At 67.2% G+C, this 22642-nt stretch carries 23 protein-coding genes and 2 tRNA genes; 6 read left to right on the top strand and 19 right to left on the bottom strand.

The window, feature by feature from the left end; genetic code table 11:
• Nucleotides 1-130: 130 nt before the first annotated feature.
• Nucleotides 131-2269 (bottom strand): polyphosphate kinase 1, encoded by a 2139-nt coding sequence (gene ppk1 / locus VLK31_RS10475; protein WP_409168330.1) that lies wholly within the window; start codon nt 2267-2269, stop codon nt 131-133.
• A gap of 239 nt (nt 2270-2508) precedes the next feature.
• The gene (locus VLK31_RS10470; RefSeq protein ID WP_409168329.1) at nt 2509-3402 is read right to left on the bottom strand and encodes a GNAT family N-acetyltransferase; all 894 of its coding nucleotides are present in this window, start codon (nt 3400-3402) and stop codon (nt 2509-2511) included.
• Between the two features lie 167 nt (nt 3403-3569).
• On the opposite strand from VLK31_RS10470, the gene VLK31_RS10465 reads away from it, so the two are divergent.
• The 4 genes from VLK31_RS10465 to VLK31_RS10450 all read left to right on the top strand — a co-directional run bounded on the left by VLK31_RS10465 (nt 3570) and on the right by VLK31_RS10450 (nt 6439).
• Nucleotides 3570-5249, top strand: coding sequence for an FAD-dependent oxidoreductase (locus tag VLK31_RS10465; protein WP_409168328.1), 1680 nt, complete (start codon nt 3570-3572; stop codon nt 5247-5249).
• Between the two features lie 111 nt (nt 5250-5360).
• Nucleotides 5361-6065, top strand: a complete 705-nt coding sequence (locus tag VLK31_RS10460) for a glutathione binding-like protein (protein ID WP_409168327.1) — start codon at nt 5361-5363, stop codon at nt 6063-6065.
• A gap of 32 nt (nt 6066-6097) precedes the next feature.
• Nucleotides 6098-6174: transfer RNA gene (locus tag VLK31_RS10455), tRNA-Pro, on the top strand.
• 188 nt (nt 6175-6362) lie between these two features.
• Nucleotides 6363-6439 (top strand) — tRNA-Arg (locus VLK31_RS10450).
• Nucleotides 6440-6648: 209 nt separating this feature from the next.
• On the opposite strand, the gene VLK31_RS10445 is transcribed toward VLK31_RS10450, so the two are convergent.
• From VLK31_RS10445 to VLK31_RS10430, 4 genes are all read right to left on the bottom strand, one after another.
• Entirely contained in the window at nt 6649-6927 is a 279-nt protein-coding gene (locus VLK31_RS10445; protein ID WP_409168326.1) for a hypothetical protein, read from the bottom strand.
• A 151-nt stretch (nt 6928-7078) separates the two neighbouring features.
• The gene (locus VLK31_RS10440; RefSeq protein ID WP_409168325.1) at nt 7079-7552 is read right to left on the bottom strand and encodes a hypothetical protein; all 474 of its coding nucleotides are present in this window, start codon (nt 7550-7552) and stop codon (nt 7079-7081) included.
• Nucleotides 7553-8032: 480 nt separating this feature from the next.
• Complete coding sequence (locus VLK31_RS10435; protein ID WP_409168324.1) at nt 8033-8332, bottom strand: hypothetical protein; 300 nt, start codon at nt 8330-8332, stop codon at nt 8033-8035.
• A gap of 81 nt (nt 8333-8413) precedes the next feature.
• Complete coding sequence (locus VLK31_RS10430) at nt 8414-8674, bottom strand: hypothetical protein (protein ID WP_409168323.1); 261 nt, start codon at nt 8672-8674, stop codon at nt 8414-8416.
• Nucleotides 8675-8904: 230 nt separating this feature from the next.
• Here VLK31_RS10430 and VLK31_RS10425 point away from each other — a divergent pair, with 230 nt between their 5' ends.
• A complete protein-coding gene (locus VLK31_RS10425) occupies nt 8905-9591 on the top strand; it encodes a Crp/Fnr family transcriptional regulator (RefSeq protein WP_409168322.1) in 687 nt (228 codons plus the stop codon).
• Here the strand turns inward: VLK31_RS10425 and VLK31_RS10420 are convergent.
• The 13 genes from VLK31_RS10420 to VLK31_RS10360 form a co-directional block, all read right to left on the bottom strand.
• Entirely contained in the window at nt 9553-9861 is a 309-nt protein-coding gene (locus VLK31_RS10420; protein WP_409168321.1) for a hypothetical protein, read from the bottom strand. The two genes, VLK31_RS10425 and VLK31_RS10420, sit on opposite strands and share 39 nt — an antisense overlap.
• Nucleotides 9862-9914: 53 nt before the next feature.
• The gene (locus VLK31_RS10415; RefSeq protein ID WP_409168320.1) at nt 9915-10865 is read right to left on the bottom strand and encodes a cupin domain-containing protein; all 951 of its coding nucleotides are present in this window, start codon (nt 10863-10865) and stop codon (nt 9915-9917) included.
• Nucleotides 10862-12154, bottom strand: a complete 1293-nt coding sequence (locus VLK31_RS10410; protein ID WP_409168319.1) for a Zn-dependent hydrolase — start codon at nt 12152-12154, stop codon at nt 10862-10864. The genes VLK31_RS10415 and VLK31_RS10410 overlap by 4 nt, the downstream gene beginning before the upstream one ends.
• Nucleotides 12154-13035 carry an alpha/beta fold hydrolase gene (locus tag VLK31_RS10405; RefSeq protein ID WP_409168318.1) on the bottom strand — a complete coding sequence of 294 codons (882 nt, stop codon included), beginning with the start codon at nt 13033-13035 and terminating at the stop codon, nt 12154-12156. Before VLK31_RS10405 ends, VLK31_RS10410 begins: the two co-directional genes overlap by 1 nt.
• 13 nt (nt 13036-13048) lie before the next feature.
• On the bottom strand, nt 13049-14236 hold the full coding sequence (locus VLK31_RS10400; protein WP_409168317.1) for a pyridoxal phosphate-dependent aminotransferase: 1188 nt from the start codon (nt 14234-14236) through the stop codon (nt 13049-13051).
• Nucleotides 14233-15063 (bottom strand): SDR family oxidoreductase, encoded by an 831-nt coding sequence (locus tag VLK31_RS10395; protein WP_409168316.1) that lies wholly within the window; start codon nt 15061-15063, stop codon nt 14233-14235. The genes VLK31_RS10400 and VLK31_RS10395 overlap by 4 nt, the downstream gene beginning before the upstream one ends.
• A 91-nt stretch (nt 15064-15154) precedes the next feature.
• Complete coding sequence (locus VLK31_RS10390; protein ID WP_409168315.1) at nt 15155-15907, bottom strand: GntR family transcriptional regulator; 753 nt, start codon at nt 15905-15907, stop codon at nt 15155-15157.
• Nucleotides 15908-15978: 71 nt separating this feature from the next.
• A complete protein-coding gene (locus VLK31_RS10385) occupies nt 15979-16818 on the bottom strand; it encodes a TauD/TfdA dioxygenase family protein (protein ID WP_409168314.1) in 840 nt (279 codons plus the stop codon).
• Between the two features lie 44 nt (nt 16819-16862).
• Nucleotides 16863-17636 carry a class II aldolase/adducin family protein gene (locus VLK31_RS10380; protein ID WP_409168313.1) on the bottom strand — a complete coding sequence of 258 codons (774 nt, stop codon included), beginning with the start codon at nt 17634-17636 and terminating at the stop codon, nt 16863-16865.
• Nucleotides 17636-18394 (bottom strand): ABC transporter permease, encoded by a 759-nt coding sequence (locus tag VLK31_RS10375; protein WP_409168312.1) that lies wholly within the window; start codon nt 18392-18394, stop codon nt 17636-17638. Before VLK31_RS10375 ends, VLK31_RS10380 begins: the two co-directional genes overlap by 1 nt.
• Nucleotides 18373-19131 carry an ABC transporter permease gene (locus VLK31_RS10370; protein ID WP_409168311.1) on the bottom strand — a complete coding sequence of 253 codons (759 nt, stop codon included), beginning with the start codon at nt 19129-19131 and terminating at the stop codon, nt 18373-18375. The genes VLK31_RS10375 and VLK31_RS10370 overlap by 22 nt, the downstream gene beginning before the upstream one ends.
• Nucleotides 19128-19988: an ABC transporter ATP-binding protein gene (locus VLK31_RS10365; RefSeq protein WP_409168310.1), complete on the bottom strand. Its 861-nt coding sequence runs from the start codon at nt 19986-19988 to the stop codon at nt 19128-19130. Before VLK31_RS10365 ends, VLK31_RS10370 begins: the two co-directional genes overlap by 4 nt.
• A 20-nt stretch (nt 19989-20008) precedes the next feature.
• Entirely contained in the window at nt 20009-21016 is a 1008-nt protein-coding gene (locus tag VLK31_RS10360; protein WP_409168309.1) for an ABC transporter substrate-binding protein, read from the bottom strand.
• A 151-nt stretch (nt 21017-21167) separates the two neighbouring features.
• On the opposite strand from VLK31_RS10360, the gene VLK31_RS10355 reads away from it, so the two are divergent.
• Nucleotides 21168-22613 carry an amidase family protein gene (locus VLK31_RS10355; RefSeq protein WP_409168308.1) on the top strand — a complete coding sequence of 482 codons (1446 nt, stop codon included), beginning with the start codon at nt 21168-21170 and terminating at the stop codon, nt 22611-22613.
• Nucleotides 22614-22642 lie beyond the last annotated feature (29 nt).

Below are 22642 nucleotides of genomic sequence, written 5' to 3'. Positions count from 1 at the left end.
CGGGCTGGCCCCGCCATACGGCGTCTGCTTTGTCGGCCGGCTTGCCCATGGATGACCATGGGCTGTGCCGCCCTCCGCACATCCACCGCATGGCGGGGCCAGCGCGCGGGCGTTTGATCGATGACAGACCCTAGTTGCTGGATGCATCGCGCAGATGCCCTCTGGAAGCGTAGCGGTTCATGAGCGCAGCCTGTGCACCATGGGCTTCGATGGCGCGCGATGCGCCCTCCTCGCCCGGGTGCGTGTCGTGGTCGATGCGGGTGTAGATGCCGTCGGCGCCCAGGTCCCAGGCGTCGCGCCCGTCGTGCAGGTAGGCCACCAGACATTCGTCGATCAGCCGCTGGCGCAGGCCGGGGTCGGTCACCGGCCAGGCGAGCTCGATGCGCCGCATCATGTTGCGGTTCATCCAGTCGGCGCTGGACAGGTACAGCGACTCGTCCTCGCCGCTGCGGAAATAGAACACGCGCGAATGCTCCAGGAAACGACCGATCACCGAGCGCACGCGAATGTTGTCGGTCAGCCCCGGCACCTGCGCGGGCAGCGTGCAGGCGCCGCGCACGATCAGGTCGATCTTCACGCCCTTCTGCCCCGCGCGGATCAGCGCACCGATGATTTCCTCGTCGGTCAGCGCGTTCATCTTGGCGACGATGCGCGTGGTGTTGCCCGCTGCGGCCGCCACGCCCAGCGCATCGATTTGCGCCACGATGTTCTTGTGCAGGTCGAACGGCGCCAGCCACATGCGGTTGAGCTTGGGCAGCCGGCTCTGGCTGGCCAGGTGCACGAACACAGCTTCCATGTCGGCGGTGAGCAGCGGGTCGGCGGTGAGGTGGCTGATGTCTGTGTACAGCCGCGCGGTGCGCGGGTTGTAGTTGCCGGTGGAGAGATGGCCGTAGCGGCGCATCTGCTTGCCCTCGCGGCGCGTCACCAGCAGCATCTTGGCGTGGGTCTTCAGGCCCACCACGCCGTACACAACTTGCGCACCGATCGACTCGAGCATTTCCGCCCAGTTGATGTTGGCCTCTTCGTCGAAGCGGGCCTTCAGCTCCACCACGACAGTGACTTCCTTGCCACGGCGCACGGCTTCGCGCAGCAGGTCCATCAACTCTGAATCGGCGCCCGTGCGGTAGATGGTCTGCTTGATGGCCAGCACCTGCGGGTCGAGCACCGCCTCACGCAGGAACGCCAGCACGCCTTCGAAGCTTTCGAACGGCTGGTGAATGAGCACGTCGCTGCGCTGCAGCCGCTCGAAGAACGACTGCGACGGCGACAGCGTGATCGGGTACGAGGCCGGGTATGGCGCAAAGCGCAGTTGCGGCTCGTCGAGCAGGTCGGCCAGTTGCGTGAGGCGGGCCAGGTTGACCGGGCCGTGAACGCGGTACAGCGCCTCGGGCGGCAGGTTGAACTGCGCCAGCAGAAAGCTCGCAAGCGACTCGGCGCAGCTGGACGACACCTCCAGCCGCACGGCCTGCCCGTAGTGGCGGTGCTGCAGGCCCTGGCGCAACGCGGTGCGCAGGTTTTTCACGTCTTCCTCGTCCACCGCCAGGTCGGAATGCCGCGTGACGCGGAACTGCGAAAAGTCGCCCACCTCGCGCCCCACGAACATGCTGGCCAGGTGCGCGCGCACCACGCTCGACAGCGCCACGAACAGCGTCTTGCCATCCGACACCTTGGCCGGCATTTTGATGAGGCGCGGCAGCACGCGCGGCACCTTGACGATCTGAATCGGGTTTTCGCGCCCGAACGCATCCTTGCCGCCCAGCCGCACGATGAAGTTGAGCGACTTGTTGGCCACCTGCGGGAACGGGTGCGCGGGGTCGAGGCCGACCGGAATCAGCAGCGGGCGCACCTCGCGCTCGAAATACTCGCTGACCCATTTGCGCTGCGCCGGGTTGCGCTCGCCGTGCGAAATGATGTGGATGCCGTGCGTGGCAAAGGTCGGCATCAGCTCGTCGTTGTACAGCGCGTACTGCCGCGCCACGAGCTTGTGGGCCGCCTCGGCCAGGCGCTCGAACGACTCGACCGTGTAGGTGCCCTTGTGGTCGCCGGCGCTGCCCGCGATCAGGTGGGGCGCGGCACGAACCTCGAAGAATTCGTCAAGGTTGGACGACACGATGCACAGATAGCGCAGCCGCTCGATCAGCGGCACCTCGCGCCGGTGCGCCCAGTCGAGCACCCGTTCATTGAACGAGAGGATGCTGTGGTCGCGGTCGAGCAGCGTGAAGGTGGGCGCCGCAACGGCGAGCGACCGGTCTGCGGAGGCGGATGGCATGGGGACTGATTCTGGAGCAAGCGGCACGGCAGCACACGTAGGCGGAAATATGACAGTGTCGACGTCGTTTGTGACGTTCTCATGACATGGCCGTGACGCTCCTGAAGCTGCCGTCACACTGACCTTGTGCGGCGCCATCATCCCCGGCATCAAAGAGGCTTCGGCCTTGTGTGACGGCGCGATGTCCCCTGTGTGTGACACGGCGGCCGCCCCGTTGTGTGACAGGGCGGCCTCGGGCTTCATGCGCCCAGGAAGTGCTTGCGGTAGCGCGCCGGCAGATCGTCGATGCGCATCAGCATCGGCAGGTCGGCGGCGTTGAAGTCCGGGTCCCAGGCCGGCGCGCCCAGCACCTTGGCGCCCAGGCGCAGGTAGCCCTTGATGAGCGCGGGCGGCTCCACGTCGAGCGTGCTGTCCAGCCGCTCGACCGGCAGCGGCAGGCGCGGCTGCACCTGGTACTGGATGGGGGCCATGTGCTTGGCCGACACCTGGCGCCAGATGCTGGCGGCCGCGTCCCCGTTGGTCACGCCGTTGTGCGACATCGGGATGCTGGCGCAGCCGATCATCGTGTCGAGCTTGTTGCGGTGCATGAAGCCGGCCAGCGCACCCCACAGCGCAAGGATGACCCCGCCCTGGCGGTGCTCGTGGTGCACGCAGCTGCGGCCCAGCTCGACCATGCGCTCGCGCAGGTCGCGCAGGCGCGTCAGGTCGAACTCGGTGTCGCTGTAGGTGCTGCCAACGCGGCGCGCCTGCGCCGGCGTGAGCACGCGGTAGGTGCCGATGACCTGCTGGGTGGCTTCGTCGCGCACCAGCAGGTGCTCGCAGAAATCGTCGAACAAGTCGATGTCGTGGCCGGCGACTGGCGACGACACCCGCGCGCCCATCTCGCCGACGAACACGTCGTAGCGCAGGCGCTGGGCGGCGCGCACGTCGTCCAGGTGGCGGGCCCAGCCCACCGTGATGCCTTGCTTCGGCTCGACGGCAGGCGGCAATATGACGACCGGTGCCGGCGTCGGGACGACCGAGGGCATCGCGCTGGCGACCACCGTCGACACACCGGTTGCGGGCGCTGGCCACAAGGCCGCGCGCAGGCCGAGCTGCGAGAGCGGAAACGTCGGGTTGGGCAGTTCTTTCATGGGGAACCCTTTCTGCGGGGGGAGTCTGCGCACCAGCCATGAAGCGTGCATGTCAGGCAGATGGCAGGCGCATGACGGTGTTACAGGCGCCACGGAAGGCCCGCCGCGCGGCTTTTTTGCCGGCTTCGTCGTCTAATGCGCTCACACGCGACATGGAGCTTTTCAGCATGGCCACCGAAGCAAACGGCACCGACACCGGCCGCCTCCACCAGACCTTTCCCGTTCTCAGCGACACCGAGATTGCGCGCATTGCACGCTTCGGCAGCGTGCAGCAGTTCGCGCGCGGCACCCGCCTCTTTACCGCCGGCGAAACCGGACCCGGCATGTTCGTGCTGCTGAAGGGCGTGGTGAGCGTCACGCAACGCGACGGCCTGGGCCATGTGGTGCCGATCGTGCGGCAAGGGCCGGGCGAGTTTCTGGCCGAAGTCGGCCAACTGAGCGGCCGCCCTGCCCTGGTCGACGGCCATGCAGACGAAGACGTGGAAGCCCTGCTCGTGTCGCCCGCGCAACTGCGCGCGCTGCTGGTGGCCGAAGCCGACCTGGGCGAGCGCATCACCCGCGCGCTGATCCTGCGGCGGGTGGCGCTGATCGAGTCCGGTGCCAGCGGCCCGGTGCTGATCGGCCAGCCGCAGTCGCCCGACATGGCGCGGCTGGAGAACTTTCTGCGCCGCAACGGCTATCCGTATCACCTGGTCGACGCCAACGAAGACCCCGACGCCGCCGCGCTGCTCGCGCAGTACGGCGCCGGCCACCTGCTGGCCGTGTGCCCCGACGGCTCGGTGCTGGTGAACCCGACGGACGACGCGCTTGCGCGGTGCCTGGGCATGGTCGACACCGCCGTGCGCGACGAACTGTTCGACGTGGCCGTGGTCGGCGCCGGCCCGGCCGGGCTTGCGACCGCGGTGTATGCCGCCTCGGAAGGCCTGAGAGTGATCGTGCTCGACTGCCGTGCCTTCGGCGGCCAGGCGGGTGCCAGTGCGCGCATCGAGAACTACCTGGGCTTTCCGACCGGCATCTCAGGACAGGCGCTGGCGGGCCGGGCGTTCGTGCAGGCGCAGAAGTTCGGTGTAGAGATGCTGATTCCGGCGAAGGTGGGCGCACTCGACTGCACGCGAAACAACGCGCTGCAATGCCTGCGCATCGCACTGGCCGACGGCCGCACGATCAACGCGCGCACCGTGGTCGTTGCCAGCGGCGCGCGCTACCGGCGCCCCGAGGTGCCGCGCCTGGCCGAATTCGAAGGCCGCGGCATCTGGTACTGGGCCTCGGCCATCGAGGCCAAGATCTGCTCGCAGCAAGAAGTGGCGCTGGTCGGCGGCGGCAATTCGGCCGGACAGGCCGCGGTGTTTCTGGCGCGCCATGCGGCCAAGGTGAACGTGCTGGTGCGCGGGCCGTCGCTGGCGGCCAGCATGTCGCGCTACCTGATCGACCGCATCGAGGCCACGCCCAACATCGAGCTGCATCCGCACACAGAGCTTGTGCGCCTGAACGGCGGCCCCGACGAAGGCCTGACCGGCGCCACGTGGCGCTGCCACACGAGCGGCGCCGAGCATGACTGCCCGGCGCGCAACATCTTCCTGTTCGTGGGCGCGGAGCCCGAGACCACGTGGCTAGAAGGCTGCGGCGTGTCGGTAGACAAGCACGGCTTCGTGCTGACCGGCGAGGCCGCGAGCAGCGGCTTTCCGGCGCGGGCAGCCACGGCGCTGGAGTCCAGCGTGTCGGGCGTGTTTGCGGTGGGCGACGTGCGCTCGGGCTCGGTCAAGCGCGTGGGCGGCGCCATCGGCGAAGGCGCGGCTGCGGTCGCGCTGATTCACCAGCACCTGTCGCAGACCTCCGCCGTGGCCTGAACGTGGCGCTGCCGCGTCGGTGGTTACGCGGCCGAATTCCCGCGCCTGCGCGCGTTTGAATCTGCACGTATATGCTGCCCAGCCCGCATCACATCCACCGGAGTCCGAGACATGTCCGCATCGCCCATCGAGGTCTATTCCTGGCCCACGCCGAACGGCCACAAGGTTCACGTCATGCTGGAGGAATGCGGGCTGCCGTACCACGCGCACCCGGTGAACATTGGCAAGGGCGACCAGTTCGCGCCCGACTTTTTGCAGATCAGCCCCAACAACAAGATCCCCGCCATCACCGACCCCGACGGGCCGGACGGCAAGCCCATCTCGCTGTTCGAATCGGGCGCCATCCTCGTCTACCTCGCGGGCAAGACCGGCAAGTTCATGCCGGACACCGACCGCGAGCGTTACGACGTGCTGCAGTGGCTCATGTTCCAGATGGGGGGCGTGGGCCCCATGCTCGGCCAGGCGCATCACTTTCGCCTGTACGCGCCCGAGAAGATAGCCTATGCCATCGAGCGCTACAGCAACGAGGCCAAGCGCATCTATGGCGTGATCGACAGGCAGCTGTCCAGGAACAGGTTCATTGCCGGCAAGACCTACTCGATTGCCGACATCGCCATCTTCCCGTGGCTGCGCAGCTGGGAGAACCAGGGCATCACCCTCACCGACTACCCGCACCTGAAGGCCTGGTTCGACGGCATTGCCGCGCGCCCGGCCGTGCAACGCGGTGTGAAAGTGCTTGCAGACCTGCGCCAACCGATCACCGGTGACAAGGAACGCGAAATTCTTTTTGGCAAGACACAGTACGAGAAGCGTTAAGGCCGATATTCGGGTTATAGTAGAAGGCTTGTCGGGGTGTAGCGCAGCCTGGTAGCGCATCTGGTTTGGGACCAGAGGGTCGAAGGTTCGAATCCTTTCGCCCCGACCATAGAAAATCGAAATGCACACAGTCACTCAACCGGCTGTGTGCATTTTTCGTTTCAGGCCTTGAGTGGTGTGAAGCGGGCGCTTCGCACACCGATCGCCAGAGCGGAACTGGGTAGAATCCGCCGCGGCCAAGCTGGAAGCAAAGACGTCTAAGTCGTTGATTTTCCCGGCTTCTTTCAGGCCTCATATCTGCCCGTAGCTCAGTTGGATAGAGCACCTGCCTTCTAAGCAGGTTGTCGGGGGTTCGATCCCCTCCGGGCAGGCCAATTCGGTCTCTAACCAATGCGAAAGTCTCTGACTTTCAAGAGACTGGCTTCGCAGTGGCCTTCCCGACGGGTGCCAGCTTCAGCAGCTGCTTCGCCTTTTTTATCAAGCGCCGGCTCGCGTCAACCCTGGCGCGATTTGTTTGCAGCGAGCGCTGAACTGACTGTCTCTGCCAACACCCCGGGGCGATTCATTCAGCCTTGTTCTTCCCTCACCGAAAACCCGCAGCAGCCCCCTGGCGAGCACCCTCGCCCGTCGCAAAGAACCTGCAGAACCCGTTGCCCACGTCGAAGTGCCCTGCGTGCGTGCGGTTCACAAGGCGCCCATCGCGCAGCTTGTAGGCAACGCCCTCGACCTTGGGGCTGTATTCCTTGTGCAGGCTCACGCGCAGCAGGAAGGTCGTGTACTCGATGACGGTGTCCTCGCAGTCGTCGGCGTCCACCACGTTGTACCTGCCGGTTTCGCGAATCACTTTCTCGTAGGTGGCCATGGCTCGTCTCCAGCGTCGGGTGGAAGAAACAACCGTCCGGGGCCCGTGCATCGCTCGAGGCAACGCCGTTCTCGGCAGGTTCAACCTGCTTTACGCACTCGGCTGGAAAATGGATTCGCCTTCCGTTTGAAACCCACCGCAAAGCGTCGGCTCAAACGGGCCGCACGTCGAAGAACGCCTCGTCGGTGTCCCCCAGGTCGCGAAAGCCCGCAGTGCGCGCTGCGTCGTAGGCCTTGGCCCATCGCTTGGCCAGCGCGATCTCGGACCTCGACAGGTCGCTCTCGCTCGATTCGCTCGCGTTCTGGAACGCCCTCAACGCCGCGACGGCATCGGCGCCCAACTGGCGGTCGATCTCGCGGCGAAAGCGTTGCTCGGCCACCTTGGCCGCATCGGCGCCCGGATGCGCATAGTCCGCGAGCCGCACGGTGTAGGTCACACGCGGCTCGACCTCGACATCCTCGAAGCGGAAAGGCACGTCGCGAGTGGCCCTTGCCGGGGCCGGCGCGTGCCAGGGCGCAGGCGCTGGCGCGGCCACCGCTGGCGACACTGCCGCCGCATGACGCGGCACGGCCATGGGCATCACCGTGGCGGTGACACGCGGAAAGAAAAGCTCAAACTGGTTCATGGTTCATCGCCCCCGGCGCGTTGCGCGCTCATTACAGGCCTGCTGCCAAAAAGACTGGATGAATATACAGTCTTTAACTGCAGTAAACCAGCCCTGGGCTGATCGATGCCTGGATGCGATGACGAACGGGGCAAGCACAAGCCGCTTCAGCGGCCAGCAAGGCTGCTGCTGCTGCGCGCTCGCTGCCTGCCTTCTGTCTTTGCGCTGCGGCTGTCAGCGCCCGTCGTAGATCATTCGCCAGACGTTGCAGCCGCTCGGGCACGGGGGGCTGCTCTGGCTGCTGTTCAACTCCGCGGCTGCGACGGGGCCAGCAGCAAGAGCCTGATCGGCCGGGTCGCTACCGGGCGCTGGGGTGCCGCCCATTGCAATGGCCGTCACACCGACCGCTATCACTTTTGTAACCATCAGCATGCTTGTCTCCAACAGTGGGTCACAAATGCAACTTAGACCTGCGGGAGACAAAAATCGCCGGGATTTACCCTAGCTCTTGGAAGCGGGCTCGCCGGGCTTGGGTGGCAGGTCGCCCTCGCGCAGCTTGCGGCCCACCCACATCATTCCGGCCGCGTGGTCGGCAGCACCCACCTGCACGCCGCCCACGGTGCGCAGCGCACCGGTGCCATCGTCGGTGGCGGGGCCCTCGCCCGTGTACTCACCAGGCACCAGCAACCGGCCCTCCTTCAGAAAATCGGCGATGCGCAGCTCACGCATTGCGCGGCCCCAATGCCATTGCTTCTTGAGGTCGTAGGTGCCCGGCTTGGCCGAGGGTTTGGATTTCTTCATGGGATTCAGGTGGCGCAAAAAACTTGCACGAGCATAGCCGCGCCCCGTCGACCCCTTCAGGTTCCTGCCGACCCCTGCGCGCTATTCCACGCAGGGCCGAGCGTCATCCTCGCGCACAGGCGGCGCCGGCTCCGTGGCCTCGCCCGTCTCCACGTAGTTCGGCTCCACCGGGTGCACGATGACCGCAGCGGGCTCGCCGTCGAACTTGACCAGCAGGTACTCCCCGCTGGCCCCGGTGATGACCCCGAACCGCCCTTGCAGCTCCACGCGCCCGCCGCGGCGCGCGGGCACCTTGAAACGCAATCGGATGTAGGGCAGACCCACCCTGAAATACTCGACCATCTGAACTCCCCGGAGCTTTTGTCGGTTCGGCCGATGCATCAATCCACCGGCCTGCAATGCACGCCGAAGGGCGCCCATCACCGCAAACCACCACTGTCCTCGTTCGACCACCGGGGACGCTGTCGGCCAGAGCCTACGCTTGCCGACAGGCATTGGACATCCGCCAAGTGGCCAGCGCACCCCATGTTTGTGGGTTCCGCCCATCGGCCTGGGGCGGGCACGATCGCGCCATGTACCTGCACCCCTTGATGGCAGGCCTGCCGCCCGCGGAGCGCGCCGCGCTCGCGCGCAGCAGCCGGCCGCGCTCCTACAAGCGCAACGAACCCATCCTCCTCACGGGCGAATCCACCGACCAGATCTACTGCGTGGCCAGCGGCCTGCTGCGCGTGGTCACGCCCGCGCGCGACCACGGCGCGGATGTCACCACCGAGTTCATCCGCCGCGACGATTTCTTCTTCGACCTTTCGCTGCACGAGGATCGCTACAGCGCCACCCAGACGCTGATTGCCGCCCTGCCCTCGTCGGTGTACCTGTTGCCCATCGCAACGATGCGCGGGCTTTGCACCCGGCACCCCGAAGTGGCGCTGGGGCTGCTCCGGCTGGCCATGAAGCGCACGGACATGCTGCGCGTGCAGCTCAAGCGCGTGTCGGGCCTGTCGTCCGAAGATCTGGTGCGCCGCGTGCTGCACCAGCTGACGCACCTCGCACCTGCCGGTGCGGGCGGCTACGACAAGCGCATCACGCAGGCGGTGATTGCCTCGTACTCGGGGCTCTCGCGCGAGGTGGTGAACAAGACCATGCGCGACTTCGAAAGCCGTGGCCTCGTGCGCCGCGAAGAAGACGGCGTGCACGTGAGCGCCGACAACAGCGCGCCGCTACTAGAGTTCGCCGACAGCACCGTCTTCGACCAGGGCTGAATCGTCAGGACCATCGGCGGCATCGGCGGCATCGCCCTGGTCTGCGTCAGGCAGCTCTTCGCGCGGCCCCACGCTCAGGTCTTCCGACAGCCCCCGCAACACGGCGTAGCCCGCCTGCAGCGCATCGGCATAGGTGGGAAAGCCCTTGGCGGCCTCCATCAGCGACTCGAACTCCATCGAATTGTCGAAGGACTCGAGCAGCACCCAGAAATAGTCGCCGCCGTCGTGTTGGTCCACGGTCAGCGCGATAGAGATTAGTTGGCCAGCCATGGGCGCATGGTGGCTGGCTCAAATTACAGATCGAAGTAAGGCGTGTGACCCCTTTATTCAACTGCCTCCAGAAACTCGAACCCCATGGTGCGTGCGTGGTAGTGAAGCCCGCCGTCCTGCACGATCAGAAAGCGCGCGCCCTGCGCGCCCGCGTTGTGGTGCGAGTGCGGCGCGCCCGGTGGCGTGACCAGCGTGGCCCAGGGCTCCCACGGGCAATGCGCCTCGCCCACCACCGAATGGCAGCCCGCCCCCTGCACCACCAGCGTGACCGCAGCCGAGTTGTGGCGGTGGGTGCGCTGGTGCGTGTGCGGCGCCAGCGTGTTGAAGCTCAGCGTGAGCGTGGGTGTGAGGTTGCGCGCGGCGGCTTGCCGGTCCGACGAAAAGATCAGCGCGCGGCCCGAGGTGTCGTCGTGCGTGGCGCTGGCAAATATCAACGCGAACTGGCGTTCGATTTCCGCGGCCGTGTAGTGCACCGCGTCGATGGTCGCCTTGGCAACGGGCGCGGGCTGTGCGCGCTCGAAGGCCAGTTGCGGCTCGTTGCCCACGGTCCACAACAACGCGCCTTCGGCCCCTGCCTCCAGCCGGTAGCCGGTGGCGCCGGGCAGCAGAAACACGTCGCCGGTGCCAAAGGCAAAGCTGTCGGCGCCGCCCGCCAGTCGGCCGCTGCCGGCAATCACGTACCAGACCGCGCCGGTGGCGTTCAGGTCCAGCGGCAGCAAGGCGTCGCGCGCGGCAATGCGCACATAGCGCGCGAGCATCAACGGCGTGGTGGCCGCAAAGGCACAGCCCAGCGCACGCGACTGGTCGCAGTCGAACACGCCGAAGCGCCCTTCCTGCGGCGCGGAAAAAAGCCGCGCGGGCACGGCGGGCAGCTTCACATTGAAGGCATTGCCGGAGTTGAAGAAGCGCGCCCTGGCCTGCGCCGCGCTGGCCGGCGAGCGCGGGTGCTGCATCGGCAGGTCGGCCATGTCGAGGACGTTGGCAACGGCAGCGGCGTCGTTCATGGCGCGTCGCCCTCCCCGGCTGCCGTGCCGGGCATCGCATACGGCAGCAGCACCCGCAACAGCACGTTGGCACCCGCGGCCACGTGCGCGGGCTCGGCCCACTCGTGCTCCGCATGGCTCACGCCGCCGCGGCAGGGAATGAAGATCATCGCGCTCGGGCACAGCGGCGCCATGTGCCTCGCGTCGTGTCCGGCCGCTGAAAGAATGGCCATGTGCGGCTGGCCGATGCGCTCGGCGGCATCCGCAATGGCTTGCTGCAATGCGGGGTCGAAGTCGTTCGAAGGCGCATCGACCAGCGGCGTTACCGTGACCCGGCACGGCAGCGAAAACAGCTCGCACGAGGCCACGATGCGCTGGCCCAGCAGTTCCAGCACCGCGTTGTCGGGGTGACGCAGGTCGATGCGCAGCGTCACGCGCTCGGGCACCACCGACGGCGCATTGGGCTCGACCTGCAGCCGCCCGATGGTGAACTTCACAGCCTCGTCGTACCCACCGACCTGCGCATACAGCACCATCGCCATGCGCGAGAACGCTTCCAGTGCATCGCGCCGGTCGGCCATGGCCAGCGTGCCGGCATGGCCGCGCTCGCCCTCGATGACGATGTCGAATGTCTTCTTGCCCTGGATGCCGGTGACCACGCCAATCACGTGCGCCTGCGCCTCCAGGATCGGGCCCTGCTCGATGTGCGCCTCCACATACGCCGCCAGCGCAAAGCCCAGCGGCCGCCGTCGCAACGTGGGAAACGCCGCATGCAAGGCATCGAGCGCATCGGCCACCTGCACACCCTTGGCATCGCGCACCGCGCGCACCGCTTCCAGACTGCGCACGCCGGCAAAGGCTTCCGAGCCCATCATGCCGGGCGCAAAGCGCGAGCCCTCTTCGTTCATCCATGCCACGCAGACGATGTCCACGGGCGGGCGCGCGCCGCGCTGCGCCAGAGTCGTCAGCACCTCCAGCGCGGCCACCACGCCGTACACGCCGTCGAAGCGCCCGCCCCCGGGCTGGCTGTCGAGATGGCTGCCGGCCAGCACGGGCGGCGCTTCGCGGTCGGCACCAGGCAACGCGATGAAGAGGTTGCCGGCCGCGTCGGTCGAAGGCTCCAGCCCCGCCTGCAGCGCCCAGTCGATCATCGTGTGCCACGAGGCGATTTCTTCCGCGCTCAGCGCCTGCCGGTCGACACCGCCGCCGGGCGTGGCGCCGATGCAGGCCAGCGCCATGAGGCGCTCCCAGAGCCGGTCGGCGTCGATGCGCCAGATGCCCTGCTGCACGGTGGCTGCTTGGGCGTTCATCAGTCGGTCTTCATGATCTGGCTGGGCAGCGCGCGCGCATCGCGCGGCTTCCACTGGCCGGCCTCGACCTGCGCGAAGAACTCGGCCAGCAAGGCGTTGAACGCGGCCGGCTCTTCCAGGTTGAGCGTGTGGCCGGTCTTGGGCATCACCGCCAGGCCACAGGCGGGCACCGTCTTCTTCAGGAAGATGCCGGGCTGCAGGCAATGGTCGTCCTCGTCGCCAACCACCACGAGCGCGGGCACGGCCATTTCGCGCAGCTCGCTCTCCAGGTCGTAGATCGACGGGCGGCGCGCCTGCACGCCGCGCATGGTATTAGCCGCGCCCACGGCGTCGTGTTCGCCAAGCCAGGTCGCAAACTCCTGCCAGCCGCGCGGGTCCTTGTTCTGGAACTGCACGCGGCTTGCGCCCAGCGAATAGGTGCGCGCGAATTTCTCGGCGCCCTGCGCCTCGAACTGTTTGGCCACTTCGAGCGAGACACCGCGAAAGTAAGCCTCGTGCTCTTTCTCGGCGCCGTAGCCCGCGCCGGCAATCACCAGCGAGGCCGCGCGCTTCGCATGGCGCAGGCCGAAGTGCAGCGTGGCAAAGCCGCCCATCGACAGGCCCACGATGTGCGCGCGCTCCAGCTTCAGCGCGTCCATCACCGCGACGATGTCGTCGGCCGCGGCGGCTTGCGAATAGCGCTCCACGTCCTGCGGCACGTCGGAAGGCGGATAGCCGCGCGCACCGAAGGTCACGCACTGGTGGCGCCGCGCAAAGTAGCGCATCTGCGGCTCCCAACTGCGGTGGTCGCCGCCGAACTCGTGCACGAACACGATGGGCGTGCCGCTGCCGGCGCTTTCGTAGTACAGGCGGATGCCGTCGGGGGTGGTGGCGAAGCTCATCGTTCGTCCTTCCTCAGAACAGCGCCGCCGTGGCCGGCAGGCTGCGCGCGCGCTCCACCGCTTGCGGCAGCACGTCGCACAGGGCCTGCGCCCAGGCCTTGGGCACGGTGGTCGAAATCTTGATGAAGCGGTGGCCGAAGCGCGGCGTGTGGTACGTGCCCTGGCGCACCATGATGTCGTGCTCGCCCAGCGCGGTGACCAGCGCCTCGGGCGTCACGCCCGCCTTGCTGCACTCGACCACGATGAAGTTGGCCTGCGACGGAAACACCGGCACCTCGAAGCCCGGCAGCTTGGCAAAGGCGTCGACGATCATCTGCTGGTTGCCGCGCTGCTGCGTGATGACTTCGGCCATCCATTCGTCTTTGACGGCCAGGCCCGCGATGGCCGCGCGCTGCGCCAGCACGCTGGCGCCCAGCGGTGCCTGCGAGTGCGGCAGGATGCGCGCGAGCAGCTCGGGCGAGGCCACCAGCGCACCCAGGCGCAGGCCCGCAAGGCCCAGCCACTTGGAGAAGCTCACGATGGTCACCGTGCCTTCAGGGTAGAAGCGCGAGGCCAGCGTGTGGCTGTCGGCAAAGTCGCGGTAGGTGCAGTCGTGCACCAGCACGGCACCAATCTCGCGGGCGCGCTCGGCAAAGGCGCGAATCTCGTCTTCCGTGTAGGTGGTGCCCAGCGGGTTGTTCGGGTCGACCAGGTAGATGACGGCGGTGTTCTCGTCGGTCGATGCGGCCAGCGCCTCGGCCGAGAGCTTGAAGCCGTACTCGGGCCCGTAGATCGGAATCTCGGTGATCACCGAGCCGGCCTTGGCCGCGAACTGCAGCGGCCACTTCCAGCCCGGGTCGGTCGTCACGAAGCCCTTGCCCGCCACGCAGAAGGCACGGCAGGCCAGGGCCAGCGCGGCCACTGCGCCGTCGGTCACCACGGCCGACTGGCCGGCCACGCCCAGGTCTTCCACGATGGCCGCGCGCAGCGCTTCCATGCCCAGCGGCGGCGCGTAGGCATGAAAGCTCTCGTCGTCGATGGCGTCGTGCAGCGCCTTCTTCACGGCCGGGTGCAGCGGGTAGTGGTTGGTGTTCTGGCCCAGCCACATCAGGCCGGGGTTGGTGAACAGGCGGTCGAAGTACTGGTTGCGGGTTTCCGCGTCGGTGGTCACCGACGGTGCTGGGGCCTCGGGTGCCGCCACGGGTTTCAGTACCGCGCTCATGCCGCAAGCCTTTGCTGTTCGGCGGCCATGGCCTTCTTGCTGGTCTTGATGATCGAGCCACGCGACGCAATGCCGCCGTCGATGGTCACCACCGTGCCGGTGATGTAGCCCGCGCGCGGCGAGGCCAGGAACACCATCAGCTCGGCCACTTCTTCCGGCGTGGCCGGGCGGCCGCCCGGGTAGTTGTCGAACAGCTCTTCCCAGCGGCCTTCGTCGCCGTGGGTGTCGAACGCGCGGCGCTTCATGAGCTTGACCATGCGGTCGGTGGCCACCGGGCCGGGGTTGACGCCCACCACGCGAATGCCGTCGTCCAGGCTCACGCCGCCCAGCGCACGCGTGAAGGCCATCACGGCCGCATTGCCGGTGGAGCCTGCGATGTAGTTGGCGTCCCAGTTCTCGCCGGAGTTGCCGATGTCGTTCACGATCACGCCACCGCCCGCGGCCTTCATGCGCGCATAGTAGATCTGCGTGAGCTCCATGTAGCCCAGCACCTTCAGCTGAAAGCCGCGGCGCACCACGGCAAAGTCGAGCGACTCGATCGGGCCGGCCGGAATGTCGCCCGCGTTGTTCACCAGAATGTCGACATGCCCCACCGCCTCGGCCAGCTGTTGCATGGCGCCGGGTGCGGCCAGGTCCATCGGGTGAATGCGCACGTTGATGGGGTAGATCTTCTCGATCTCTTCCTTGGCCGCGGCCAGCGCCACGCCGTCGCGCGCGGCCAGCTGCAGGTGGCAGCCTTCGGCCGCGAACGAATGGGCGGCTGCAAGGCCGATGCCTTTGGACGCGCCGGTGATGAGTACGGTCTTGCCTTCGAGTTCGAGTTTCATGATGAGGTGATGTCCTGGGGTACGGTCAGGGAGACGGTCAGAGAGACGGTCAGGGGTGCGGTCTGAAAAGGGCTGTTGAAAAAAAGGGCGCTCAGGGCGCGCCGCCGTCCTGGTCGGACAGCGCCGCGATCAGGTCGACGATGTCGTCCTCGAGCAGGCTCACGTGGTCGATGGCGGAAGAAAACGCGGCACCCGGGTCGTTGCGCCGAATGGCGTCCAGAATGGCGCCGTGCTCGCCGATGGTGGCCGTCATGCGCCCGGGCTGGAAGGTGACGTAGCGGCGATACACGCGCACACGCTTGCGCAGCGCGCGCGTCTGCTCGGCCAGGTAGTGGGTGTTGGAGGCCTCGTACAGCGCGTCGTGAAAGTCCTGGTTCACGTCGTAGAAGCGCGAGTGGTCGCCCGAGGCCAGGATGCTGGTCAGCTCATCGTGCAGCGCGCTCATGCGCAGCTTTTGCGCCTCGGTGGCACGGCGCGCGGCAAACTTGGCGCACAGGCCTTCCATGACGGCCATCATCTGGAACATCTCGATGAGCATGGGCAGCGAGATGCGCGCCACGCACACGCCGCCCTGGCGGCTGCGCAGGTCGACCAGGCCGGTGGCGGCCAGCGCCTTCAGCGCCTCGCGCACCGGTGTGCGCGACACCTTGAAGCGCTCGGCCAGCTCGGCCTCGTCGAGCCGCGCGCCGGGCTTCATCACGCCGCTGACGATCAGGTCTTCCAGCGTGTCCTTCAGCTCGTCGGACAGCGTGGCGCCCTTGCCGCGCTGGCGCTCGCGTCCACGCAGCATGGCGGGCTCCGCCAGATCGGCCGTCTCGCTCGTTGGGGATTCGTTCGGTTCCATGTGCTTGCCTTCCTTGTCGTGTTTGTCTTTGTGGGTCTGCTGTCGCGTGCCTGCGCGGCCAATGCCGGGCGTCAGAACGGCCGGTCGCCGGCCACGGTGGTGCGGTGCATCACGCGGCGGTACACGTTGTCGTCGTACGGCGTGGCGCGGTGCATGGTGCAGCGGTTGTCCCACACCAGCAGGTCGCCCGCGAGCCACTTGTGGCGGTAGCTGAACGCGGGCGAAATCGCATGCGCGTTCAGCTCGGCCAGCAGGGCCACGCTGTCTTCGGCGGGCAGGCCGTCGATGTGCTTGACCACGTCTTCGCCCACGTAGAGCGAGAGGCGGCCGGTTTCGGGGTGCGTGCGCACCAGCGGGTGCACCACGTCGGGCGTGGCGGCCAGTTGCTCGGGCGTGAGCGGGTTGCGGTCGGCGAAGGCCTTGCCGTAGTAGTTGGCGTAGCTGTGCGTGGCGGTCATGGGGCGAATGCGCGCCTTCGTTTCGTCGTCCAGCGCGTCGTAGGCAGCGTGCATCGATGCGAAGAAGGTGTCGCCTTCCACCGGCGGCACTTCCAGCGCGTAGAGCAGCGCGCCCATCGAGGGCTCGGCCTTGTACGACAGGTCGGAGTGCCAGTTCCAGCCCTCCTTGTGGTTGCCGATGGGCTTGCCGTTTTCCGACACGTTCGACAGCACGTAGACCTCGGGGTGCTCCTTCTTCAGGAACTGCGTGAGCACATGGCCCAGCAGCGTGCCGAAGCGGCGCGAGAACGCCACGTGCTGCGACTCGTCGATGTGCTGGCCGCGAAACAGCAGCACCGAGCGCTGGTTAAGCGTGTCGCGCAGCACCGCAAAGTCGGCGTCGCTCACGGGTTCGCGCAGGTCGATGCCCTTGACTTCGGTGCCGATGAAAGAGGTGAGGTTCTCGAGTTGCATGGTCGAAAGATGTCGCTTGAATGAGGGAAAAAAACGAACGGGCGTCAAAGCCGGTAGTCGGGCTGCGTGCGCTCCAGCATGCGCAAAAACGCAGGCCATTCGCGCGTGCCGGGCGGCAGAATGTCGCCGGCAAATTCAGTGAACTGGCGCGCGGCCAGCGTGCTCACTTCGGGCTGCGGGTACACCAGCGCTTGCCCCGGCGCAATGCCGCCTTGCGCCAGCAGTTGCACCTTGGCGGCCTTCTCGAAGTAGTACATGAGGATGAAGGCCTCCGGAATGGTGCGCCCCACCGTCAGGATGCCGTGGTTGCGCAGCACCAGCGTGTGGTGCGGCCCCAGGTCGCGCACCAGCCGCTCGCGCTCGCCGGTTTCCAGCGCCACGCCTTCGTAGTCGTGGAACGCGGTGTGGCCCTGGTAGCGCATGGCGAACTGGCTCAGCGGCGCAAGGCCGTGGGGCATGGCCGCAATGGCCGTACCGGCCTCGGAGTGCGTGTGCAGCACGCACAGCGCATCGGGCCGGCCCGCATGAATGGCGCTGTGAATCACGAAGCCGGCGCGGTTCACTTCCGCGTCGGTGTGGTCCACCTTGTGGCCTTCGAGGTCGATCTTCACCAGCGAAGAAGCCGTGACTTCGGAGAACAGCAGCCCGTAAGGGTTGATCAGAAAGTGATGGTCCGGCCCCGGCACGCGCGCCGAGATGTGGTTGTAGATGAGGTCGTCCATGCCGAAGTGCGCCACCAGCCGGTAGCAGGCGGCAAGCTGCTCGCGCAGCGCGGCTTCGGTCCGCGGATAAGCCGCGGGGTTGGCTGTTGTCGTCATCAGCGCCACCACACCAGCTTCTGGTCGATCCAGATCAGCAGGCCGTAGAAGACCATGCTCGCGAGCGACGCGACTAGCACCGCCGACCACACGCTCAGCAGATCGACCTGCTGCGTCGATTCATAGATCATTCGCCCGAGCCCCGCATAGGCGCCCAGCATCTCGCCGACGATGGCCACGATCATGCTGCGCGGCACGCCGATGCGCAGCGCCGTCACCACCGACGGCATGGCCACCGGCAGGCGCAGGCGCCACACGATCTTCATCTGCCCGGCGCCAAAGCTGCGCATGAGGTTCACCGCGGCCAGGTCGGCCTGCTTCAGGCCGTGCAGCGCGTTCACCAGCATCGTGAAGCCCACCGCCAATGCCACCAACGCAATCTTCGATGCGGCGCCCAGGCCGAACCAGATGAGGAACAGCGGCGCATAAGCCACGGTGGGCACGGCGTTCACCGCCACGGCCAGCGGCATCACGATGCGCTCCAGCGGCGGTGCCAGCAACAGCACCACGGCCAGCAGCAAACCGAGCACGCTGCCCAGCGCATAACCGCCGAGCGCTTCGCCCAGCGTGGCCAGCAACGCGCCCATCAGGCGGCCGGTGTCGGTGAACGCGTGCTGCACGATCGCGCCCAGGCTGGGCAGCACGAAGGGCGGAATCTTGAAGAGAAGAATTGCGCCTTCCCACACCACGAGCAGCACGATGACGCTGAGCACCACCGGAACCACGCGCGAGTCCATCAACTTTCGCTGCGCCACCATACAAGCCTCCTTTCCAAGAAGGTGAGCAGCCCGTAGAGCAGCGCACCCATCAGCCCGCAGGCAAACATCACCACCCACAGGCGCACGACCAAGTCGGCGTTCATCGCCTCCATCAGCATCACGCCCAGGCCCACGGTTTCGCCGAACCACTCGCCCACCACCGAGCCGATGAGGCTCAGGCCGATGGCCACGCGCAGACCCACCATGATCTGCGGCAGCGCCGACGGCACGGCCAGCTTGAAGAACATCACGAAGTGGTTGGCGCCAAAGCTGCGCATCAGGGCCATGCGCTGCGGGTCGCACGACTTCAGCCCGCGCAGCGTGTTCACCGTGACCGGAAAGAAGGTCAGGAAGAACGCGGTCATCACCTTGGCCAGCAGCGAGTTGCCGAACCAGATGACGATGAGCGCGCCGAAGGCCACGACCGGCACCGTCTGCGAGACCACGAACAGCGGAAACACCGAACGCTCCATCCAGCGCGAATAGGTGAACACCGTGCCGCACAGGCAGCCGAACAGCGCGCCCATGGCAAAGCCGAGCACGGTCTCCAGCAGCGTGCGGCCGAAGCCGCGCGCCAGTTGCGGCCACACCGACCAGGCGTCCTGCGCAATGGCGCTGAGCGCCGGCAGGTAGCGCGGCGACGGCGCGAAGGCGTGCACGCACAGCTCCCACACCAGCGCCAGCCCGATGAAGGCCAACGCGGGCGAGCGCACGGCGCGCTGCAGGAAGGTGTTCACGAGGCGGTGCCCTCCTGCGCAAAGGTCTTCTGGCTTTCTTCCTCGATCTCGGCCAGCAGGCGCTGCTTGAGGCCGATGAACTCCGGCGTGAGCACCACCGACGGGTCGCGCGGGCGCGGCAGGTCGATCACGGTTTCGCTCTTCACTGTGCCGGGGCGCGCCGTCATCACCAGCACCTTGTCGCCCAGCAGGATGGCTTCGTCGATGTCGTGCGTGATGAACAGCACCGTGCGGCGGTGTTTGGCCCAAAGCTCCAGCAGCCAGTGCTGCATGCGGGTGCGGGTGAGCGCGTCGAGTGCGCCGAAGGGTTCGTCGAGCAGCATCAGGTCGCGCTCGAACAAAAAAGTGCGCATCAGCGCCACGCGCTGGCGCATGCCACCGGAGAGCTGGTGCGGGTAGTGGTTGGCAAAGCCGGCCAGGCCGAACTCCGGCAGCATGCCGCGGGCACGCTCGCGCGCCTCCTTGCGCGGCACGCCCTCCACCTCCAGCGCGAGGATGGCGTTGTCCAGCACGGTGCGCCACGGAAACAGCAGGTCGCGCTGCGGCATGAACGACACCTTGCCCAGCAACTGGCCGTCGCGCTGCGGCGCACCGCCGAACAGCAGCGCGCCGTCGTCGTCGGGCGGCAGCAGGCCCGCAATCATGTTGAAGAGCGTCGACTTGCCGCAACCCGAAGGGCCCACGAGCGTGACGAACTCGCTCTTGGCGATGCGCAGGTTGACGCCCGACACCGCCACGGTCTGTGCCTGCGCGTCACCAAAGCGCTTCCACACATTGACCAGCTCGAGCATGGGCGGCGCCGTGTCGCCCGCTTCGGCTACGGCCGGCGGCATCACTTCGTGAGGCATGAATTTCATGGTCTTGGCAGTGATGCGGCTCAGAACTTCTTGTCGGCGGCGGGCACCTGCGTCCAGAAGCTCGCGTCGTAGGCCTTCGACAGGTCGGCCGGTGCCTTCAGCGCCTTGTAGCCCACCAGCTGGGTCTGCATCTTCTCGACCGTGGGCAGGTCGATGGCCAGAATGCCGTCGGTGCCGCCCTTGCCGGCCTTCACGAGCTTTTCGAACTCTTCGAGCATGGCTTCCTGGTGCGGGCGGTTCAGGCTGGGCGAGGCGGCCATGACGATGTCGATGGCCTCCTTCTTGTTCTGCAGCGCGTACTTCCAGCCCTTGATGGTGGCGTTCATGAAGGCCTGCACCTGCTGCGGCTTCTCGTTGCGGTACTTCTCGGACACGAGCACCGTGTCTTGCTGCACCACCACGCCGTAGTCGTCGGGCTTGATGAGCACCAGCTTGTCGCCCAGGCCCTGCTCTTTGAGCGTGTTGAGCTCGTTGTAGTAGGTGGCGGCGGCCACGTCGAACTGCTTCTCCACGAAGGGCGCCATGGAGCCCGACTGCGGAACGATGGTCAGGTCGGTCTGCTTCACGCCGGCGGAGGCCAGCATGGAGTACAGCGTGTACTGCGTGCCGGTGAACCAGGTGGCGACCTTCTTGCCCGCGAAGTCCTGCACCTTGGTGATGCCGGAGTCCTTGTAGGCGACATAGGTGAACGGCGTCTTCTGCACCGTCACGCCGATGCACACCAGCGGCAGGCCTTTTTCGCGGGCGAGCAGCACGGTCTCGGTGCCGCCGGCCAGGCCGAAGGTGTCGTTGCCGGAAGCCACGAGCGTTTCGACGTTCAGGTTGGGGCCGCCGGGGTTGATGGTGAGGTCGAGGCCGGCCTGGTCGTAGAAGCCCTTGGCCTTGGCCACGTAGAAGCCGGCGAACTGCGCCTGCGCCAGCCACTTCAGCCGCAAGGACACCTTTTCGGCAGCGGAGGCCGGCAGCGCCGACAGAAGGGCCATCGACGCGGCGACGGAGGCCAAAAGACGCAAGGACTTGAAAGACATGTTGAAAGCCTCTTGAATACAAAAAACTCTTTAAGCAGTATCCATGCCATGTCTTTTTGGCGTCATTTCACAGTTGCAACGCGCGAATTGGCCCGAAACATGCACCCGAGTGCAGCTTCTGCCCCAATTTCGAACCTCCTCGAGCCCCTTCATGAACCGAATGCATGCGCTGACCGATCTTTCCGCCAGAGACGCCGCCGAGCAGATGGCCGTGGGCGAACTGCGCGCGACGGACTACGCGCAGGCGCTGCTGGCGCGGGCCGAGGCCATCGCGCCCTTCGGCGCCCTGCGCCACCTGGACCCCGCACCGCTCCTTTCAGCGGCCGCCGCGCTCGACGCCGGGCCCAAGGCGGCGGCCGGCAAGCTCCCTCTGTATGGCGTGCCCCTGGCCTTCAAGGACAACATCGATGTCGCCGGCATGCCGACCACCGCCGGCAGCCCCTGGATGGCCGACCACATGCCGCGCATGCATGCCGGCGTGACGCAGCGCCTGCTGGACGCGGGCGCGCTGGTGCTCGGCAAGACCAACCTGCACGAGTGGTCGCAGGGCGTCACGGGCCACAACCACGGCTTCGGCCCGTCGCGCAACCCGTTCGATGCCGCGCGCATCACGGGCGGCTCCAGCGGCGGCAATGCGGCGCTGCTGGGCCTGCGCGCCGGGCCGGTGGCCATCGGCACCGACACGGGCGGCTCGGTGCGCGTGCCGGCCGCGCTGTGCGCGCTGGTGGGCTTCAGGCCCACGGTGCAGCGCTGGCCGCACGACGGGCTGGTGCCCATCTCGCCGACCTTCGACACCGCGGGTGTGATGGCCCGCTGCGTGGACGACTGCGTGCTGGTCGACCACGCCGTGGCCGGCGGACCGTTGCGCCTCAGCCCCACGCCGCTGGCGGGTGTGCGGCTGGGCGTGCCCGAAGCCTATTTCTGGGAAGAAGTCGATCCGCCCGTAGCCGAGCTGACGCGCGCCAGCGTCGAACGGCTGCGCGCGGCGGGTGCCGTGCTGGTGCCTTGCGACCTGGCCGAAGCCGGCGCGCTGTTCCAGGAGGGGTCGATGTCGATCTCGCTGCACGAGATCCTGCCCGCGCTTGCCGCCTACTTCGCGCGCCACGGGCGCCCTTTCGATGCCCGCGCGCTCACCGACGCCGTGGTCAGCCCCGACGTGCGTCCGCTGTTCGAGCGCCTGTTCGGCGACACCGCCATCACGCCCGAGGCCTACACCCACGCGCTGCACACGCTGCGCCCGCGCATGCAGGCGGCGTACCGAGATTGCTTTGCGCGCCACGGGCTCGCTGCGCTCGTCTTTCCGACCAGCCCGCTGACCGCCGCGCGCCTGGGCGAAGACGTGCAGGTCACGCTGTGCGGGCGGCCCGTTTCCGCTTTTTCCGCCTACATCCGCAACACCGGCCCGGCCGGCATGGCGGGGCTGCCGGCCGTGAGCTTGCCGATGGGCCTCACATCGAACGGCTTGCCGGCCGGGCTGGAGTTGACGGGCGCGGAAGGCACGGACACCGCCTTGCTCGCACTGGCGCTGGGCGTTGAAAAGGCACTGCCGACAGCGCCCGTTGCGCCCTTCGTGCACAAGTTGGCAAAACGTGGATGACAGCGTCGCCAAAACACTACGCTGCAGCG

The organism is Variovorax sp. H27-G14, from assembly GCF_046156345.1.
Taxonomy (GTDB): Bacteria; Pseudomonadota; Gammaproteobacteria; order Burkholderiales; family Burkholderiaceae_C; genus Variovorax.
This window is presented reverse-complemented; position numbering and strand designations above follow the sequence as displayed.